The 19,293-nt window shown below is 70.0% G+C and carries 11 protein-coding genes; 5 read left to right on the forward strand and 6 right to left on the reverse strand.

What is annotated here, in order from left to right; genetic code table 11:
• Positions 1 to 89: 89 nt before the first annotated feature.
• Both M0G41_RS15325 and M0G41_RS15330 read right to left on the reverse strand, forming a co-directional pair.
• A complete protein-coding gene (locus tag M0G41_RS15325) occupies positions 90 to 845 on the reverse strand; it encodes an ABC transporter ATP-binding protein (protein WP_248210783.1) in 756 nt (251 codons plus the stop codon).
• Complete coding sequence (locus M0G41_RS15330) at positions 842 to 1,969, reverse strand: hypothetical protein (RefSeq protein ID WP_248210784.1); 1,128 nt, start codon at positions 1,967 to 1,969, stop codon at positions 842 to 844. Before M0G41_RS15330 ends, M0G41_RS15325 begins: the two co-directional genes overlap by 4 nt.
• 428 nt (positions 1,970 to 2,397) lie before the next feature.
• Between M0G41_RS15330 and M0G41_RS15335 the strand changes: the two genes are divergently transcribed.
• From M0G41_RS15335 to M0G41_RS15345, 3 genes are read left to right on the forward strand one after another with little or no spacing between them, the layout of a single operon-like run.
• A complete protein-coding gene (locus tag M0G41_RS15335) occupies positions 2,398 to 5,223 on the forward strand; it encodes an FG-GAP repeat domain-containing protein (protein WP_248210785.1) in 2,826 nt (941 codons plus the stop codon).
• 50 nt (positions 5,224 to 5,273) lie between these two features.
• The gene (hemW, locus tag M0G41_RS15340; RefSeq protein ID WP_248210786.1) at positions 5,274 to 6,428 is read left to right on the forward strand and encodes a radical SAM family heme chaperone HemW; all 1,155 of its coding nucleotides are present in this window, start codon (positions 5,274 to 5,276) and stop codon (positions 6,426 to 6,428) included.
• A gap of 22 nt (positions 6,429 to 6,450) precedes the next feature.
• Positions 6,451 to 6,618, forward strand: coding sequence for a CPXCG motif-containing cysteine-rich protein (locus tag M0G41_RS15345; RefSeq protein WP_248210788.1), 168 nt, complete (start codon positions 6,451 to 6,453; stop codon positions 6,616 to 6,618).
• 247 nt (positions 6,619 to 6,865) lie between these two features.
• On the opposite strand, the gene M0G41_RS15350 is transcribed toward M0G41_RS15345, so the two are convergent.
• The 4 genes from M0G41_RS15350 to M0G41_RS15365 form a co-directional block, all read right to left on the reverse strand.
• Entirely contained in the window at positions 6,866 to 9,808 is a 2,943-nt protein-coding gene (locus tag M0G41_RS15350; protein WP_248210791.1) for a CHASE domain-containing protein, read from the reverse strand.
• Complete coding sequence (locus tag M0G41_RS15355) at positions 9,805 to 13,557, reverse strand: response regulator (RefSeq protein ID WP_248210793.1); 3,753 nt, start codon at positions 13,555 to 13,557, stop codon at positions 9,805 to 9,807. Before M0G41_RS15355 ends, M0G41_RS15350 begins: the two co-directional genes overlap by 4 nt.
• A 59-nt stretch (positions 13,558 to 13,616) precedes the next feature.
• Positions 13,617 to 16,079, reverse strand: a complete 2,463-nt coding sequence (locus M0G41_RS15360; protein WP_248210794.1) for a two-component system response regulator — start codon at positions 16,077 to 16,079, stop codon at positions 13,617 to 13,619.
• Between the two features lie 205 nt (positions 16,080 to 16,284).
• Positions 16,285 to 16,971 (reverse strand): ComF family protein, encoded by a 687-nt coding sequence (locus M0G41_RS15365; RefSeq protein ID WP_248210795.1) that lies wholly within the window; start codon positions 16,969 to 16,971, stop codon positions 16,285 to 16,287.
• A 120-nt stretch (positions 16,972 to 17,091) separates the two neighbouring features.
• Between M0G41_RS15365 and bioB the strand changes: the two genes are divergently transcribed.
• Together bioB and bioF are read left to right on the forward strand one after the other, a co-directional pair.
• On the forward strand, positions 17,092 to 18,102 hold the full coding sequence (gene bioB / locus M0G41_RS15370) for a biotin synthase BioB (protein WP_248210796.1): 1,011 nt from the start codon (positions 17,092 to 17,094) through the stop codon (positions 18,100 to 18,102).
• Positions 18,099 to 19,292, forward strand: coding sequence for an 8-amino-7-oxononanoate synthase (bioF, locus tag M0G41_RS15375; RefSeq protein ID WP_248210797.1), 1,194 nt, complete (start codon positions 18,099 to 18,101; stop codon positions 19,290 to 19,292). The genes bioB and bioF overlap by 4 nt, the downstream gene beginning before the upstream one ends.
• Position 19,293 lies beyond the last annotated feature (1 nt).

Raw genomic sequence — 19,293 nt, forward strand, 5'->3', positions numbered from 1 at the left:
TGTGCGCTGAAGAATCGCGAGTGCGCCAGGAGCGCTGGCCCTGGCGGCCTTCCGATGGGGCCGCGGGGACAAGGCTCCGCGGCCAGCGCTCAGCCAGCATCAACCTCGACGGCGCTGCCGGATTCAACGCGCAGGCAGGCGGCCACCGCGCCCAGCAGACCGCCCTCGGCGCTACGCAGCGCGCCCAGGGCCTCGCCCGACCAGTCCCTGCCGATTCGTCCGCCCTGCAGCAGGGCGACGCGGTCGGCGCGGCGCTCGGCCAGCTCAAGGGAATGCGTGCTGAGCAGCACGCTGACCCCGGCCTCCACCCGCTCGCGCAGCACCTGCTGAAGAGTCCAGCTCGACGTCGGGTCGAGGCCGTTGAGCACCTCGTCGAGGACGATCAGCGGCGGATCCCCCATCAGCGCCTGAAGGGCAGCCAGTTTCTGTCGCGTGCCAAACGAGTACTCCGCAATCCGCCGGCCAAGCCAGGGGTCCAGCTGCAGCCGCTCGGCCAGCGCAAGGGCGCCGTCGAGATCTGCCGGGTGGCCTCGCAACTTCGCCAGGAGTTCCAGCGCCTGTCGTCCACTCAGCTCGGCGGGCAGCTGTTCGGGAGGCGGCGCGAAGCCCATCGCCCGGCGCGCAGCCAACGGGTCGCTGGCGACGCAGTGCCCACCAATGCGCACCTCGCCGGCCTCGTGCCGGTGCAGGCCGGCGATCACCTGAAGCAGGGTGCTCTTGCCGGTGCCGTTCGGACCGATCAGCGCCAGCCATTGGCCGCGGGGCAGCTGCAGGTCGATGTCATGGAGGACGGGGCGTCCGGGATAGCTGGCCCGCACCCCGTTCAGGACCAGCACCGGGTTCATCGAAGACTCCTTGAGAGCAGCACCCCGCACTGGATCGCCCAGAGCACAGGTAGCAGCGGGGGGACGGCCTGCAGGCAGGTGGCCAGGACGGCGATATGTAGCAGAAGGGCCAATGCCGCTCGCCGTGGGCGCCGACGTTCGGCAGCCTGCACCAGCAATTGCAGCACGGCGATCATGGCGCCTCCTGCGAGCAGGGCCCAGGCGGCCAGCGGGGCTCCCGCCCATGCAAACGCGCAGCCGACGGTGGTCGAGACCGCAACAAGCAGGGCAAGCGGCGGGGCCATCAGCGGTGGCAGCCATCGTCGGGGCGCTACGCCCTCGGCCGCGAGCCAACGTTCGGCCAGGCCGAATTGCGCCAGCATCCGTCGCCAGGCGCTGTGGGTGACTGCAGCCAGCAACATCAGCGCCGCTACCGCGATCATCTGGGCGGTGCCGCGCGGCAGCAGCAGCCAGACCAGAAACAACGGGGCCACGGCCGCAGGGGTGATGGCGCCGGCGGCGGCCTGCCGCTGCCAGGCCCAGGCGCTGCCCGTACCGCGCGGCGCCAGCACGCTGCCGCGGTGGCGCCGCGTGCGCAGTCCGGCCAGCAGTGGGCCGCGCTGCAGCCGCGGCTCGAGCGCGGCGGCGACCAGGGCAGCGAGCGCCGCGGTCACCAGCGCAGCGAACAGCGCGGGGAGGGGCGCCGCCAGCCAGGTCAAGGAAAGGGCCAGCAACAGCGCATGGACCGCAGCGCGCAGGACCAGCTGCACGCGCTGGTAGCCGCGGCGCTGCGCTTCGGCCACCGGTGCCGCAGCCAGCCAGTGACATCGCCAGCGCTGGCGGCGCGTGGACAGATGCCGGACCTGGTCGCCGAGGCAGGCCAGCCAGAGCGCGCCAAGCGAGGACTTCGGCCAGGCCAGCAGGACCACGAGCAGCGAATGGAGCATGTCCTGCTGAGCGGCGAGAACGGCCAGCAGCAGGCCGACGCCGGCCACTGTGGCCGCGCCGTGCAGCACGCTCTGCATCCGCTCGGCCCGCAACGCCTTCAGCCGGTTGTGCCAGATCAGCCGGAGTTCGTGCCAGAGCGGGTGGAAGGGCGTGTCGGACATGCGGGCAATGACCGGTTCTCCGGGCGCAAGTTCCATCCCGACCCATCGCCCGGCGGCCGAGCCCCCATCGGCGAGAGCGCCGGGTGGGGGCTTGCCTGGCGCAGGAGGGCAGGCTCGGCAGGACGCGCGACGGATCCCGCCGCCACAACACATTGAGGTCCACTCAAGGTTCCGACCTGAAACTGATCGGCATGTGTGGCAAGCTCCTTGCTTCATCGCCCACCTAGATCCCCGGCATGACTGCATGGCCCGCCCGGCTGGCGCGGCTGCAGACCCGGTCGGGATCGCTCGCACGGGAGAGACCCGTGGAAGAACAAGCCACCTCCGGCGCCCTGCGTCGAGACACTCATCCCGCCCGCGCCTGCCGCGCGGCCCCGCTTGCGGCGATCCTGGCGGCCCTGATATCCGCGCTCGCATCGCCCCGGGCACTCGGAGATGGAGTCCAGGCCGCCGGAGCGGAGCGGGTGGGGCGCTCCACCGACGCCGTGGCCGCGGCGCAGGCTACCGGGTTGCTGGCCTCGGGGGGTCTCCGGGTGGGAGCTGCGGCCCTGGCCGACCTGGATGGCGATGGCGATGCGGATCTGGTCATCGGAGCCGACGGAAACGGGGATCGCTTCTACCGGAACGATGGCAGCGGTGGCTTCCACGGGTCGGGCATCGTCCTCTGGCCCGGCATCCAGAGATCGGAGAGCCTGAGGGTGGGGGACATCGACGGCGATGGCCATGCGGACGTGGTGGCGGCCCGGTTTGGCACGAACGACCTGCTTTACCGAAACCTCGGCAACGGAAGCTTCGCCGCCGGCGAGCCGATCTCTTCCGATCGTGACATGACCCGCGCGCTGGCGGTCGGCGACGTCGATGGTGATGGCGATCTCGACCTCGCGTTCGGTGGCGAGGGCATCAACGCGGCGGCCTCTGCGACCGCGTCACGACGAGTGTCCAAGGGCAATGAAGGCCCGGTGTTGCGCCTCTACCTCAACGACGGTGATGGCGGGTTCCCGGCCAGCGGGACGCCGGTCGGCACCATCGGCGACACTCACGGCATCTTCGATCTCGCCTTCGGCGACCTCGACGGTGACGGCGACCTCGACCTCGTCGCCGCGCGGCAACAGCGAAACCGCGTGTTCCTCAATGACGGTAGCGGCCAGTTCGATACCGGCACGCCGCTCGGAGTGGAAACCGACCAGACCTTGTCCATCGCACTGGGCGATGTCGATGGTGACGGGGATCTCGACATCGTCGCGGGAAACCCCAGCCGTCTGAACCGTCTGTACCGCAACGACGGCAGCGCGGGCTTCCCGGCTGTCGGCGAAGCGCTAGGGGCCGAAGTGGACGCAACCTCCGGCGTGGCCCTTGTGGACATCGACGGTGACGGTGATCTCGATCTCCTGGTGGCGAACCGGGGCGCCGATGATCGCCTCTACCTCAATGACGGCGACGGACTCTTCCCCACCGTTCGATCCATCGGTGAGTCGGAGGTTTTCTCTGAAGCCTTGCTTGTCGGTGATCTCGATCGCGATGGCGATGCCGACGTCTTCTTTGGCAACCGAAGCGCGCCAAGCCGGGTCTACTTCAATGATGGCTTCGGCGGGCTGGCCTCCGAGCACCAGGTCCTGCTCTACGGCAGCCGCGAGGCTTTTCTGCGCGACATCGATGCCGGCCTCGCCAGCGCGCCCTATGCGATCGACCGCAACCCCGTCGAGCCGTTCACCAGTGGACAGGTCGAGCTGGCGGGCGCCGAGGGCTCGCGGCTCGATTTCTCTACCTGGCCGGCGGACTTCCCCGACGACAACGACATCGAGCTGGCCCTGTTCGGCACCGAGAATCTTGACGTCCGCCATCTCGGCGGTCCGATCCATGCGCTGGGTTTCGAGTTCGACGACCCCAGCGGCGGCAGCACGCCGTCGACCTTCACCCTCACCGCGCTCAAGGGGGATGTCCCCGTGGCGCGGCTCAGCTTCGACACCCCGCGCAGTCCGCCGCCGCGCGACTTCATCGGCCTGTGGTCGGAGCTGCCCTTTGACCGCATCGAGCTGCGCGAAACCAGCGCCGCCAACGAGAACGAGTACATCGGCGCGTTCTACGTCAGCGCGATGCCGCCGCCCCCGATCGAGCGACGGCGCAGCATCCTGCAAGACCCTGGTGCCGCAGCCGGCCAGGCGGTCGGCCATGCCCTGGCTTCCAGCGACGGGCGCTTGCTGGTCTCCGCCCCGCCCTTTCCGAGTGCGCAGGTTGGCGGACGGAATGCCTTCCATGTCCGCGGCAGCGACGGTCGTTGGCGTCTGGAGCAGGGCGTGCCGTCGGCGCCTGGCGACGCCCGCGGGCGGGCCGTGGCGCTGGCGGGCGAAGTCGCCGTGCTGGCCGAGTATTCGCCGCCTGCGCTGGGCGGCGCCGTGCCGCGGGTGCATTACCTGCGCCGTGGTCCGGCCGGCTGGCAGGTCGAGCAGGTCTTCGGCACGGCCGACGACATCGGCTACATCAGCGCGGTGGCGGTCTCGGAGGGCAGGGTCTTCATCGGCATGCCGTTCGACACTGAAGGGGACTACCGCGGCAGCGTGCAGATCTTCGAGTTCTCCGGACCACCGGCCGACACCTGGGAGCTGACCACACTGCGCGGCATCGACGACGGCCTCGGCGGCGGCGGCGAACGTTTCGGGACCGCGCTGGCGGTGCAGGGCGACCGGCTCTTCGTCGGCGCCACCGGCAGCGGTTTGCCGGGCAGCGGACGCGTGGCGGTCTTCCTGCGCCGGGGCCCCGCAGACTGGGTGCAGGAGCCGGACGTCAAAGGCCTGCCCAGTCAGCTGTTTCAGGATTTCGGAGCCGCCCTCGCGGTGGAGGGCGATCTGCTGATCGTCGGCGCTCCAGGATTCGACCGCTACGAGCACGACCACCGCGGCGCGGTCTACCTGTTCCAGAGGCAGCCCGATGGCCAATGGACGTCCGTCGATATCATCCACGCGCTGCCCGGGGAATTCGAGCTGGGGTGGCGCGTTACGCTGGCCTCAGGCCGCGGCCTGCTCGGCATCCGCGATGACCGCAGCTTCGGCGGAGCGGTGGGCAGTGCCCGGGTGGTCGAGCCCAATCTGGCCGGTCAGTGGGTCACCTCGCGCAAGCTGCTCGCCGGCAATGCGGACTTCTTCGCCAGCGGCCTTGCCGCCTTCGCGGGCGGCTGGGCGGTCGGTGCGCCGGTGAAGTCGTTCTCTCGTTCGTCTCCGCTACTGGACGCCGATGCGAAGGGCAGGGTCTACCTGTTCAGTGACACCCTGCTGGAGGCCAGCTTCGAGGACTAGGCGCCCGGGGGACGCGCCGGGCACCTGCGCCTGGGCCTTACACTAGCCGCATGCTGCAGCTGCCTCCGCTCGCCCTCTACATCCATATCCCCTGGTGCGTGAAGAAGTGCCCCTATTGCGACTTCAATTCGCACGGGCAGAAAGGCGCGCTGCCGCAGGACGACTACGTCGGCGCGCTGCTGCGCGACCTCGAGCAGGATCTGCCCCTGGTCTGGGGGCGTACCGTGACCAGCATCTTCTTCGGTGGCGGCACCCCTTCGCTGTTCAGCGCAGGCCATATCGCGGCGATCCTCGATGGCGTGGCCGCGCGAATCCGCCTGCGGCCGGGACTGGAGGTCACCCTGGAGACCAATCCCGGGACCACCGAGTTCGACCGCTTCGGCGGCTACCGCGAGGCCGGGGTCAACCGGATCAGCTTCGGCGTGCAGAGCTTCGATGACGGCTGCCTGGCGCGGCTTGGCCGCATCCACGACAGCGCGCAGGCCGAGCGGGCGGTCAAGCTGGCCCAGGACGCGGGCCTCGACAACATCAACCTTGACCTGATGTATGCCCTGCCGGGCCAGAACCTGGAGATGGCGGAACTCGATGTTCAACGGGCCCTCGACCTTTCGCCGGCCCACATCAGCCACTACCAGCTGACCCTGGAACCCAACACCCTGTTCCACGCCCGGCCGCCCTCCGGGCTGCCCGATGAGGATGGCGCCTGGGACATGCAGGAGCGCTGCCAGGCCCTGCTCGCCGAGGCCGGCTTCGCCCAGTACGAGGTCTCCGCCTATGCCCGAGAGGGACGGCAGTGCCAGCACAACCTCAACTACTGGCGCTTCGGCGACTACCTCGGCATCGGCGCTGGCGCCCACGGCAAGCTGACCCTCCCGGCCGAGCAGCGCATCCTGCGCCGCTGGAAGACCAAGCACCCCGACGCCTATCTCGCGGCTGCTGGATCGCCACAGGCGATCGGCGGCGACGAGGCGCTGGAGCCGGCGCAGTTGCCCTTCGAATTCATGCTCAACGCCTTGCGCCTCGGAGAGGGCTTCGATCTCGGCCTGTTCGAGCAGCGCACCGGGCTGGGCCGCGAGGCGATCATGCCCGCCCTGCGCTCCGGCCAGATCCGCGGCTGGCTGGCCGAGGAGGGCGATCACTGGCGGCCCACGCCGTTCGGGGCACGCTTCCTCAACGACGTGATGGCCTCGTTCCTGCCCGACTGAGCCGCGTCCGGAGGATCCCTGCATGCCCGACTCGCAACGCGTCACCTGCCCCTGGTGCGGCGAACGCTTCGAGACCTTTGTCGACGACTCCGAAGGCGCCGCCGACTACACCGAGGACTGCCCGGTCTGCTGCCGGCCGATCCTGATGCATCTCGGCGATGAGGGCGATCTCTGGATCGAGAGGGAGTAGCGGTGAGCGGCGGGTGAGGGCGCGAAGAAGACCTTCCACAACACCCGAATGTAGGAGCCAGCTTGCTGGCGATCGTCGCTTCCGGGGCGCCTATCGCCAGCAAGCTGGCTCCTACAGCGGGACCGGGGCGAATGCGAACTTCGCGCCCGTTGCTCGCACTCGACCGCCCCCGCCCGCGCAGCGGTCGGAATGGTCAAACCGCACGTCGGTGCGGCCCGCTGCACTCGATGATCTGCGCAGACGCACACTACTCCTCGATCGTCTCGTCGAGCACCGGAAAGGCGACCCAGAATCGCGTGCCTCCGCCTTCCGCGTCCTCGAACCAGATCCGACCGCCCATGCCCTCGACCAGGCCGCGACTGATGGCCAGACCAAGGCCGGTTCCGCCAGGCCGGCGGCGGTCCGAGCTGTCGGCCTGGGCGAAGCGCTCGAAGATCTGGTGACGGAAGTCCTCGGGTATGCCGGGCCCGCGGTCGCGGATGCAGATCAGCGCCTCGCCGCCTCGGCAGAGCAGCTCGACCTCCACTCGGTCTCCTGGCGGGGTGAACTTGATCGCATTTGAAAGCAGGTTGACCAGCACCTGGGCGAGGCGCAGCGGATCGACACGGACCGCGGGCGGGATCTCGGGAGGGGTGACGTCGATCTGCACCCTGCGGTCGGAAAGATAGGATCGGGTGCTCTCCACCGCCGCCTTCACCGCCTCGCCCATGTCGACCCGGTCGGGCCGGAATACCAGCATGCCGGCGGCCAGTTTCTCGGCATCCAGAAGATCGTTGATCAGCAGCCCCAGCCGCTCGCTGTTGCCTTCGGCGGCGCGAAGCGCCTGGGCCGCCTGCTCGGGCAATACGCCGAGCTTTCCGCTGTTGACCAGCTTGAGCGAACCGCTGATCACCGTCAGCGGCGTGCGCAGCTCATGGCTTACGGTGGCGATGAACTCGTTCTTGGCCTGTTCGGCACGCCGGCTGGCGGTGATGTCGCGGGCGACGCCCAGGTAGCCGGTGATGCGACCGTCCTCGTCACGCATGGCGGTCACGGTCTGCGAGACCTCCAGTGCCCGGCCGCTCGCAGTCAGGTAATGCCACTCCCGGGTCTCTGCGCCGTCGCGTTCGGCCTGGGAGACGAGCGCGCGCATGGGCGTGGGGCTCGGATCCTGCTCGTTGGCCAGCGCGCGCGCGCGCGACTGCAGCTCCCCGGAGTCGATCAGTTCGACCAGTCGGCGCCTGCCGACCACGGCCTCGGGGCGGTAGCCGAGCATGCGTTCAGCGCCGGCGTTGAACAGGATGACCAGGCCGTCGATGTCGGTAGCGATGATCGAGACTTCCGACGCTGCGCGCAGCACGCTTTTCAGCGTGCGGGCGGTTTCCGCCAGACGGCTGCGCTCGCGCTCCAGCGCATCGCGGTGCCGGGTTACCTCGGTCACATCGGTGGCCACAGCAAGGAAGCCGGTGATGAGTTCGCCATCGCGCTCGGGCAGCAGCCGCCAGTGGGTCTTGCGCACGCCTCCGTTCCCGGGCTCGGGCAGGTCGCGTTCGAACTCGCTCTCGCGGCCGGCGAGGGCCTCGGCGACATGTGGCCGGAGTCCCTCGGTGAAGCTCCGGCCCCACAGCTGCTCCATGGTCTGGCCGGCAACGGGCTCGGCCGGCGATGCAAACCAGTCCCGGCTCGAGCGGTTGGCCACCCGGCAGCACAGCGCGCGATCCCATGAGGCGATCAGTGAAGGCACCGCGTCGAGCACCAGCTGAAGCTCGCGGCGAATCGATTCCAGCTCGCGGGTACGTTCGCCGACCAGGGCCTCCAGGCGGGTGTTGAAGTTGCGCAGCCGGCGTTCGGATTCGCGCCGCTGCGAAATGTCGTGGATCACGCAGGAGTGGCCGACGGTCCGGCCATGCGTGTCGACTATGGCGCTGCGCGAAAAGCTCACCTCCAGCCGCCGCCCGTCGTGCAGCTCGAGCGTGCGCTCGCTGGCGTCGCCTGTCTCCTCGTGCGAGGGCCCCTGGATCACCCGTGCGATGTCCTGGAGGCGCTGGCCGAGCGCCTCGGAAGTTTGCAGGCCGAACAACCGCTCGGATGCCGGGTTCCAGAACATGATCCTTCCATCCTCGGACTCGCCGAACATGGCGTCCGAGGCATGGGCGACGATGTCGCCCAAGCGCTGTTGTTGCAGTGCCAGCTCGCGACGGCGCGCGCGCGCCTGGCGGGCCGCCTCGGCCAGCGAGGCGAGCAGCAGGCTGAGCAGCAGGCCGGCGACGAGAGTGTGCGTCGGCGATACCAGGTTGAGCGGGGCCTCGAACCCCGGCAGGGCATAGGTCCGGACCGACCATGCCCGGCCATAGATGACTGCCGAAACGCTGCTCGATGCGCTGCCCGGTTCGAGGCTGTCGGAAGACTGGTAGAGCGGTACGCGTTCGCCGCTGGCCGAGGCGTGCGCCTCGTCCATCACCACGATGTGGGTGTTCGGGGCCCAGCGGCCGATGCCTGCAAGCACTTCGGACATCACCAGCGGCGTGTAGCTCCAGCCGAATGCCTCGCGTTCGCGCGCCGCCACCGAATCGGGCGTGCCGGCGCTCCGATACACCGGCATCAGCACCAGCAGCCCCTGGGCCACCTGCCCGCTGGCCTGGACCAGGGTGATCGGCGCGGTAACGATGGGCTCGCCTTCGCGCATCGCCCGTTCCGCCGCCTGCCTGCGATTGGCCTCGGAGCCGATGTCGAGGCCGACGGCCTGCTGGTTGCGTGACACCGGTTCGATGTACTCGATCACGTAGTGATCACCGGCATGCGGCGCCAGTTCGCGCACGGCGAAGTCAGGCCGCTGCTCGCGGACCCGCGCCAGGAAGCTCTCCAGTCCGGCGGGCGGAACGCGCCGGATGAAGCCGAACCCGCGGGCGCCGCGAAACTCGTCGTCGACGTCGCGGGTCGCCGCGTAACGCAGGAAGGCCGCGTGGTCGAGCTCCCCCTCGCCCACGGAGATCACCGCGCCGCGGGCGCCGCGCAGTCCGTACTGGTACAGCCTGAGCCGACGCTCGACCTCCTCGGCGACCCGGGCGCTGGCTTCTTCCAGCGACTGGGTGAGTCGACGCGAATTGCTTTCGCGTTGCCGATCCATCCCCACCAGGCTGGCGATGACGCCGACCAGCAGCAGCCATGGAGCCGGGCGGCGGAATGCGCGGCGGGCGTCGCCCCGGCTCATTGATCAGGCTCCGCATTGCCACCCGTACGGGCACCGAGACGGCTGGCTGCCCGGCGCAGCGCTGTCAGATCGAGCAGTTCGGCGGCCGTTCCGACCGCGGCCCAGTCGGCATCGCCGGGATGTGCGTCGGCAAGACCGCGCAGGCCGGCCAGCGAGTCCATCTCGCCCTGCTCCAGACCACGGATGAGGCCGGCCAGCGCTTCGAGCTCGTTGCCGGGAGCGTCGCCCGCGGTCCGCGGTACGGGAGATTCCTGAACATCCGGCTGCGTCAGCCGGGTCTCCAGCGCTGCCCGGGAAGCCTGGACCAGCTGTTCCAGTGCGCCCAGCTGCGGCAGGAGCTGCTCGCTGCGGACGTCCGGATCGCGGGCGAGATCCTCGAGGTGCGCCGACTGCCGCGCAAGCCGCGGCGCGCCGACCGTCGCCGCGACACCCTTGAGCGCGTGCGCTACCGTGGCGGCTTCCGAGGTGTCCCCGTGTCGGCAGGCTTCCTGAAGGTCCGCCATCAGACGTTTGGCCTCGGCGGGGAAGCGTTGCAGGGCGCGCTGCAGGGCCTGCCGGTTTCCGGCGAAGCGACGCAGCTGAAGCTCGGCCGCCTCGACCAGCGGTGCCTCCCATGGGCCGTCGGCGGTCGGAGTGACCGGTGAGGCCGCTGGCTGAGGAGAGCGCAGCGGGCGTCCCAGTACCCTCAGCATCACGGCCACCAGCTGATCGATGTCGAACGGCTTGCCGAGGTGCGCGTCCATGCCCGCGGCCAGGCACAGGTCGCGGTCACGGGCGTAGGCATTGGCCGTGAGTGCGACCACCGGCAGCGAGACATGACCGGCCTTGCGCAGGGCACGCGTGGCGGCCAGGCCGTCCAGCCGCGGCATCTGCAGGTCCATCAGCACGGCGTCGAAGCGCACCCCTTCACTGGTGATGGCGGCGACCGCCGCCTCGCCGTCCCCGACGCAGGTGACCTCGGCGCCTTCAGCCTGCATCAGCTCGAGCGCAACCTCGCGGTTCAGGGGGTTGTCCTCGGCCAACAGCAGTCGCAGCCCCTCGAGCCGGCGGCCCCGAATCGCGGCATCGGTCGGCGAATCCTCTCCGAGTACGGCCTGGATAAGCTGTCCCGGGGTGACCGGTTTGGCCAGCCAGGGCCAGGATTGCCCGGGCTCGACGCGAAGCGCCTCGGCAAACTCGTCGCCATGGGCCGTCACCAGCAGGATCCGTGGTGTGGGCTTGAGGTCAAGCTCAACGATACGCCGGGCAAGGTCGAGTCCGTCCATATCGGGTAGCCGATAGTCGAGCAGGAGCACGTCGAAGGGGTCCGCTGGCGCGGCAGCGGAGACGGTCTCCAGTGCAGAGAAGCCGGAGCCTGCGAGATCGCAGCGACAGCCCATGGCCTCCAGCATGCTGCCGATCACCTCGCGGCAGAGCGCACTGTCGTCGACCACCAGGGCGCGCTGCCCTTCGAGTGGCGGGCGTGCATCGCCGCCGGCCATTTCGCCCGCCAGACCAAAGGCAAGCGTGAAGCTGAAGCAGCTGCCTACCCCCACCTCGCTGCTCCCCTCCAGCTGACCGCCCATGGCTTCGATCAGGCGGCGGCTGATGACCAGGCCGAGGCCGCTGCCGCCGAACCGACGGCTGGTGCTGGCGTCCGCCTGGACGAAGGGACGGAACACCCTTGCCAGCTGGTCAGGACTCATGCCGATGCCGCTGTCGCGCATTTCGAAGCTGATCCGCACTGCCCGCTCGTCCTGCCCGACGCAGCGCGCCTTGAGTACCACGCTGCCCACCTCGGTGAATTTCAGCGCGTTGCCGGCCAGATTGGCGAGCACCTGCTGCAGGCGCAGGCGATCGCCACGCAGGGTAGGCGGGATACGCGGGTCAAGGTCGAACATCAGCTCGACCTGGCTGGAGCGACGCTGCTCGCCGACCAGCACCGCCAGATCACGGAACAGTGATTCAGGGGAGAATGGCGCCGATTCGATCTCGAGCCTGTCGGCCTCGATCCGGGAGAAATCGAGCACGTCGTCGAGCAGGCGGAGCAGCGATCGCGCCGCCATCGAGGCCTTGCGCGCATAGTCGCGCATCTGGGCCGCCGCGCCACCGCGCTCGATCAGAGCCAGCATGCCGAGCACCGCGTTCAGCGGCGTCCGGATCTCGTGGCTCATGTTGGCGACGAACTGGCTCTTCGCGCGATCAGCCTGTTCAGCCCGGCCCAGTGCCCGCTGCAGCGCCGCGGTGCGCAGCTCGACCTCGCCCTCGAGACGGGCATGGTCGTCGGCGAGGCGCTCGGCGGCCACGTGTTCTCCGGTGATGTCACGGGCGATCACCGATGCGCCGACAACCCTGCCTTCGCCATCGCGAACCGGGGAGAGCGTGGCCGAGATGCTGATCGTCCGCCCGTCCTTGTGCAGTCGTTCGGTCCTGAGCTGCCGCACCACATTGCCCGAGGCAATGGAGGCGAGGTTGTCGCGTTCGTCCTGCCGGCGCTCTTCGGGCACCACGTCGAAGATCGAGCGGCCAATCATTTCGGCCGCGCTCCAGCCGAGCAGTCGTTCAGCGCCGCGATTCCAGCTGGTGACCTCGCCGGCCAGGGTCTTGCCGATGATGGCGTCCTGCGAGCCCTCGACGATGGCGGCCAGGCGGCTCTGTTCCAGGCGGAGGGCCAGCAGCCGCTGCTCGCCACGCCGGAACAGCAGGGCGCCGGCCAGGGCCACGACGGCGAGCAGCCCCGCGATCAGCAATGCGTCCTGCCGCGACCGCTGCACCTGCCGCGCCATCAGGTCGGGGGAGGCCACCATGTGCAGCCGCATCGCCTCGCCGTCGCCGATCTGCGGCGCAAGCCGCAGCAGGGAGGTGGCCACCATCAGCGGCTGTCCGTAGGCGACGTGCTGCCAATCCTCCACGCGCGTCTCGCCATCCTCGCGCCTCCCGCTTGCGATCTGATCGAACTCATCCTGCCAGCGCTCGACCCTCTCCCCGCCGAGGCCGGGGAGGCCAGCCGAGGGCGGAGTCAGCGCGTAGCGTCCTGCGGGGTCGACCAGGTAGGGGAGGAATCCCTCCGGCAAATGGGCGAGGAAGCGGCGCAACCAGCCATCGGCATCGACATCGATCACCAGCACTCCGAAGGTGCTGCCTTCTTCGTCGCGGAGCGGAGTAACGAGGCGCAGCGTCCGGACCGGATCACCGTCGGCATCCTCCCGCCCGTGAAGGGCAGGAGGACCATCGACGAGGACGCTTCCGGCCGGCAGACCCAGCCCCCGCAGGACGAAGCTGCGGGCCCCTTCCTGGCCGAGATCCGCACTGGCGATGGGGGCTGCGGCGTCGCCACTGCGATCGACGCGGACGAGCTCGCGGCCGCCGTCGGCGATGCCGATCAGCCGCGCGCGGAGGGCGTGCGGGTTGGACTGCAGGTAGGCGACGAATATCTGCTCCAGGCGCTGACGCCAGTCGGACAGGCTCGAACCATCCACCGGGTCGGCGCCGCCGGCCGCAAGCGTCCGACCAAGGCCCTGAACCGGTGGCATCGAGGCCAGCAGCAGGGTGTCACTGCGCAGGCGCGAGGCGCCCTGGGCCAGCTCGCCGGCGCGGTGGCTGGCGACACGGAGCAGCTCCGAACGCAGCTGCGCGCTGGCCTGGACTCGTGCCTGACGGTCAAGGAGGAAGGCGCCGACCAGCGCAATACAAAGCAGCGCCAGGGCCATGGTGGCCGAGGTGCGCGAGGGCAGCATGGGGGTTGAGCGCTGGCCGGGAAAGCTGCTCATTCAGGGTGGACGTCCGTTTCCTCGCAGTGGGTCGTGGCGACCGGGTCTTCCTCGCCAGACTAGGGGTCGGGCGTCAGCGTTCCGTGCAGCAGCAGGCGCAGCAGATCCTCTTCCGGCACCGGTCTGCTGAACCGGTAGCCCTGCATGATGCCGCAGCCGAGCTGGGCGAGCAGGTCCGCCTGGGCCGGCGTCTCCACGCCCTCGGCGACCAGCTGCAGGCCGAGTCCCTGGGCCATCCGGGTGACCGCGCCGACGATCGCTGCGTCGCAGGGGTCGTCGGTCATCTCACGCACGAAGCTCTGGTCGATCTTCAGAACGTCGATCGGGAAGCGTTTAAGGTAGGACAGGCTGGAGTAGCCGGTGCCGAAGTCGTCCAGGGCAATGGATACGCCGATCGCCTTCAGCTCGTTGATGATGCCAAGGGTCCGAGGCAGGTCGCGCGCCAGCACTCCTTCGGTGATCTCGAGTTCCAGCAGGCCTGCGGTCAGGCCGGTGCGGGCCAGCGTGGCGCGGACCAGGTCGAGCCAGCCCGGGTCGAGAAACTGCACCGCGGATACGTTGACGGAGACCCGGGTGGGCGCGCCCGCATCGCGCCAGCGACAGGCCGCGGCGCAGGCCTCGCCCAGCACCCAGGCGCCCAGCGGGACGATCAGCCCGGATTCCTCGGCCATCGGGATGAAGGCCGCGGGCGACGTCGCAGGCGCGCCCGAGCGGGGCCAGCGGAGCAGCGCCTCGACCCCGACGATGCGGCCGCTGCCGGCGGCCACCTGGGGCTGGTAATGGAGACGGAACTGCCTGCCTTCCAGGGCAAGGCGCAGGTCCGAAGCCAGGCGGTGCCGCGAGCGCAGGCTCTCCTCGATCTCGGCCGAAAAGAAATGGAACCTCGCCCGCCCATCCTGCTTGGCGCGGTACATCGCGGCATCGGCGTGCCGGTGCAGGGTTTCGACGTCGCTGGCATCATCGGGAAAAATGCTGATGCCGATGCTGGCGGTGAGGTCGTAGCGCCGGTCCTCGCACCAGTACGGCTCGGCGACGACGGCCAGCAGCTGGTGCGCCAGCATGCCGACCTGCTCCAGCTCGTCCACGCCCGGCAGCAGGACGATGAACTCGTCGCCGCCCTGCCGGCTCACCGTGCCCCCGCCGTGGAGCTGTGCACGCAGCCGCTGGGCGACGGTCTGCAGGATCTGGTCGCCGACCGCGTGACCGACGGCGTCGTTGATGTGCAGGAAGCGGTCGAGATCGATCAGCAGCATCGCCACCCGGCCTTGCTCACGGCGCGCATCCTCGACCGCCTGCAGGCAGCGATCCTGGAGCAGGATGCGGTTGGGCAGGTTGGTCAGCGCGTCGTGCTTGGCGAGGTGGGTCATCTTGATCGCCATCGCGCGTGCTTCGCTGACGTCATGGAAGACGACGATGGCACCGATGATCTCGCCGCGGTGGTCGCGGATCGGCGCGGCCGAGTCCTCGACGGCGAAGTCGCGCCCGTCGCGGCGCCGCAGCTGGCAGTTCAGCGCCATCCCGACCGTGCGTTCCTCGCTGATCGCGAGGCGGATCGGGTTGACCAGGGAGCGTTTCTCGATCGGGTCGTGAAGCTGCATGACCTCCTCGATGGGCCGGCCGACGGCGTCGGCGCGGAGCCAGCCGGTCATGTCCTCGGCGATCGGGTTGACGAAGGTCACGATGCCGTCGCGATCGGTAGCGATGACCGCGTCGCCGATCGATTCCAGGGTGATCCGGATGCGCTCTTTTTCCTGGGCCAGCGCACGCTCGGCAAAGACCCGATCGGTGATGTCGGTGAGCAGGAGCAGGACGCCGCTCTCGCGCGGCACCAGCACCGCCTGGGCGTGGCGGCCGCCGCCGCCGTCGCGGTCGAGCGCCAGCTCCAGCACCTCGCGGCCTCCGCCGCGTGCCGAATGCACCGCCTCGATCAACGCGGGCCTGTCGGCCACGGGAAGCACCTCGTCGATGCCGCCGCCCAGAAGGTCGGCGGCCGGGCGCCCCAGCCAGACCCGGCAGCGGTCGTTGCAGAAGCGCACGCGTCCGGCTTCGTCCAGCTCGAGGACCAGGCCTGGCAGGCTGTCCAGCACCCCGGCGAGATCGCGACGTGCCCGGTCGAGCTCGCGGGTCTTCTGCTGCAGGGCAAGCTGGGTGCGCACCCGGGCCCGGGCCACCGGAAGATCGATGGGCTTGTGCAGGAAGTCGACCCCGCCGAGGTCCAGCACGGCTCGCTCGTGGGGGGCGCGGTCATGCGCGGTGACAAAGATCACTGCGACATCCTGCAGCTCGGGAGTGGCCTTCAGCCGGTCGAACACGGCATAGCCATCCAGCCCCGGCATCTCGATATCGAGAAGGATGACGTTGGGACGCAGCTCAAGCGCACGGACCAGTGCGGATTCACCGTCGGTGGCGAAGAAGACCTGACCCAGCCCCTCCACTGCCTGGTGCAGCAGGTGGATATTGCTGGGCGCGTCGTCGACGATCAGCAGCCGGGCGGTGGCATCTTGCACGACTTGGGCGGGCATGCTTTCCCCTCCGGGTGGGTCGTACCGGAGCGGGCCCGCGACGAGGGCGGTCGAGGCGTCGCAGCGGATGCTGATCCCACGGGTTTCGATGGATCGTCTGGTTCTCCGAGCCTACCCCTCGGGTCATGAACGGCGCAAGCTGATACGCGCCGCCTGGCATCTCGGTGCATCGTGGTTGTCGGGCGTTCAGGATCTGCGCGCGGATTCAGCGCATGCCTCGCGCCGCGCGCGCCCAGCCCAGCACGCGGACCTCGGCGGCCCCGGCGCGCAGCAGGCAGCGCGCCGCTTCGTTCACCGTGCTGCCGGTGGTGACCACGTCATCGACCAGCAGCAGGCAGCGGCCGCGAACCGCCGGATCGGCGGCGAATGCGCCGCGCAGGTTGCGTCGCCGATGGGCGGCGTCGAGGCCGCTCTGCGGCGGAGCCGGGCGCAGACGCTGCAGCCAGCCGGGGCGCGCCTCGGGCAGCGCGTCCTGCAGCGGCCGCAGCAGCTCGGTCACCTGGTTGAAGCCGCGCTCGCGCAGGCGGCCGGGGTGCAGGGGCATCGGGATATGCGCCGCGCATCCGGCGATCCATGGGGCGGCGCCAAGGCGCTGCCGCATCAGTGCCGAGAGCAGCTCCCCGCAGGCCAGGCGGCGGGAGAACTTCAGTGCCGCCATCCAGCGGTCGACCGGATCGGCGTAGCGCAGCAGGACGAAGCTGGCCGTCGCAGGCGGCGGGTGCCTCAGGCAGCGGCCGCACAGCGCCGCGTCGTCGGCAGAAGGCAGGGGCAGGGCGCAGCGCCGGCAGGCCCGATCGTTCCAGGGCAGTCCGGCGGCGCAGGGAGGACACAGGCCGCCGGCCGCAGGCAGTCCGCAGGCCAGGCAGGGCTGCGGCAGCAGCCAGTCGAGCATCCGCCCCCCGAGCTGCTTCCATACGCCCCCGTTCAAGTTGACAGGCCCCCGATGGCTTTCCAGACTCTCCGCTCCGCGTGGCGCCCAGCGCCCGCGCCGTGCTGCATCGCAAGGATATTCATGGCTACCCCCCTGCGTCACGACTGGAGCCGCACCGAGGTGCAGGCGCTGTTCGACCTGCCCCTGCCCGAACTGCTGTTCCGCGCCCAGTGCGCCCACCGCGAGCATTTCGACCCTGCCGAGGTGCAGGTTTCGACCCTGCTGTCGATCAAGACCGGCGGCTGCCCGGAGGACTGCGCCTATTGCCCGCAGGCGGCGCGCTACGACACCGGCCTCAAGGCGCACAAGTTGCTGAGCGTCGAGGAGGTCACCGCTCGCGCCAGCGCGGCCAAGGCTGCCGGTGCCACCCGCTTCTGCATGGGCGCCGCCTGGCGTGCGCCGAAGGACCGCGACGTGGAAAAGGTCGCGGAACTGGTCCGCGCGGTGAACGCGCTGGGCCTTGAGACCTGTGCCACGCTGGGCATGCTCAGCCCTGAACAGGCTGTTACGCTGAAGGGCGCCGGCCTTGCCTACTACAACCACAACCTCGACACCGCGCCGGAGTTCTACGGCGAGGTGATCCACACCCGCGAGTACCAGGACCGCCTCGATACCCTGGACAATGTGCGCGCCGCCGGCATGAAGACCTGCTGCGGCGGCATCGTCGGCATGGGCGAAGACCGCGGCCAGCGCGCCGGCCTGCTGCAGACCTTGGCCAACCTGCCCGAGCATCCGCAGTCGGTGCCGATCAATCGCCTGGTCCAGGTCCAGGGCACGCCCCTGCATGGCACCGCCGAGCTGGACCCGATCGAGTTCGTTCGCACCATCGCCGTCGCGCGCATCCTCATGCCCGCCTCGATGGTTCGCCTCTCCGCCGGCCGCGAGTCGATGAGCGACGAGCTGCAGGCGCTGTGTTTTGCGGCGGGTGCCAACTCGATCTTCTACGGCGAGAAGCTGCTGACCACCGGCAATCCGGACACCGAGAAGGACCTCGCCCTGTTCGCCCGCCTCGGACTGCGGCCGATGCCCTTGGTCGAGGAGTCGAAGACCGTCCACGCCAGCATCGAGGCCGGCGACTCCGTCGCCGCGTGAGCGACGCGCGGCCGCCGCTGCGCCAGCGGCTGGCGCAGCAGGACGAGGCCCTTCGCCAGGCTTCGCGCTGGCGGCAGCTGCGGCGCTGGCAGCCGGTCTCGCCGACCCGCGCCCTGCGTGATGGTGCGCCGCTGACCCTGTTCTGCGAGAACGACTACCTCGGGCTCGCCGGGCATCGCGCCCTGCGCGAGGCGGCGGCGAGGGCGCTGGATGCAGACGGTGTCGGGGCGCGCTCGGCACACCTCATCGCAGGGCATCATCCCGAGCATGCCGCGCTGGAAGAGGAGGTTGCCGACTGGCTCGGCCGCGAGCGCGCCCTGCTGTTCGGCTCGGGCTATCTGGCCAATCTCGGCATCCTGCAGGGGCTGCTCCAGCCCGGTGACCTGTGCGTGCAGGACCGGCTCAATCATGCCTGCCTGCTGGACGGCGCGAGGCTCTCCGGGGCCGAGCTGCGCCGCTATCCGCATGGCGAGCCGGAGGGCGCGGCAAGGCAGCTGGCGGCACGTCCCGCGGCGCCGGCCCTGCTGGCCACCGACGGCGTGTTCAGCATGGATGGCGACCTCGCGCCCTTGCCCGAGCTGTCGGCGCTGTGTCGCCGCGAGCAGGCCCTGCTGCTGGTCGATGATGCCCACGGCGCTGGCGTACTCGGCAGCGAGGGCCGGGGCAGCGCCGATCACCTGGGTCTTCGTCCCGCGGCGTTCGACCTGCACATGATTACCCTGGGCAAGGCCCTGGGCTGCTACGGCGCACTGGTCGCCGGCGATTCGACACTGATCGACTCGCTGCTGCAGCGGGCCCGCAGCTACCTGTTCGCCACCGCACTGCCGCCGGCAATCGCGGCCGCGGCGCGCGCGGCACTGCGGCTGGTGCGCGGCGAGGAGGGCGCGGCGCGGCGTGCACAGCTCGCTGCCATGGTCGAGCGCTTTCGTGCCGGCGCGCTCAATCTGGGCCTGCCACTTGAGCGCAGCCAGACCGCGATCCAACCGCTGTTGCTGGGTGGGGACGCGCGGGCGGTGGCCGCGGCCGAGGCCCTGGCGACCCGTGGGTTCGGCGTCGTCGCCATTCGTCCGCCGACCGTGCCCGAGGGCAGCGCGCGACTGCGTATCACCTTTTCCGCCGCCCATCAGCCTGAACAGGTGGATTCACTCATCGAGGCGCTCGGCGCGGTGCTGGGAGACCTGCCAGAGTGAA

It is taken from the genome of Pseudomarimonas salicorniae, assembly GCF_023156535.1.
Lineage (GTDB): Bacteria > Pseudomonadota > Gammaproteobacteria > Xanthomonadales > Xanthomonadaceae > Pseudomarimonas > Pseudomarimonas salicorniae.

Bases quoted from the DNA above. Each gene is read 5' to 3' on its own strand.
- M0G41_RS15325 (WP_248210783.1), bottom strand. From the start codon at position 845: ATGAACCCGGTGCTGGTCCTGAACGGGGTGCGGGCCAGCTATCCCGGA.
- M0G41_RS15330 (WP_248210784.1), bottom strand. From the start codon at position 1,969: ATGGAACTTGCGCCCGGAGAACCGGTCATTGCCCGCATGTCCGACACG.
- hemW (WP_248210786.1), top strand. From the start codon at position 5,274: ATGCTGCAGCTGCCTCCGCTCGCCCTCTACATCCATATCCCCTGGTGC.
- M0G41_RS15345 (WP_248210788.1), top strand. From the start codon at position 6,451: ATGCCCGACTCGCAACGCGTCACCTGCCCCTGGTGCGGCGAACGCTTC.
- M0G41_RS15350 (WP_248210791.1), bottom strand. From the start codon at position 9,808: ATGAGCCGGGGCGACGCCCGCCGCGCATTCCGCCGCCCGGCTCCATGG.
- M0G41_RS15355 (WP_248210793.1), bottom strand. From the start codon at position 13,557: ATGAGCAGCTTTCCCGGCCAGCGCTCAACCCCCATGCTGCCCTCGCGC.
- M0G41_RS15360 (WP_248210794.1), bottom strand. From the start codon at position 16,079: ATGCCCGCCCAAGTCGTGCAAGATGCCACCGCCCGGCTGCTGATCGTC.
- M0G41_RS15365 (WP_248210795.1), bottom strand. From the start codon at position 16,971: ATGCTCGACTGGCTGCTGCCGCAGCCCTGCCTGGCCTGCGGACTGCCT.
- bioB (WP_248210796.1), top strand. From the start codon at position 17,092: ATGGCTACCCCCCTGCGTCACGACTGGAGCCGCACCGAGGTGCAGGCG.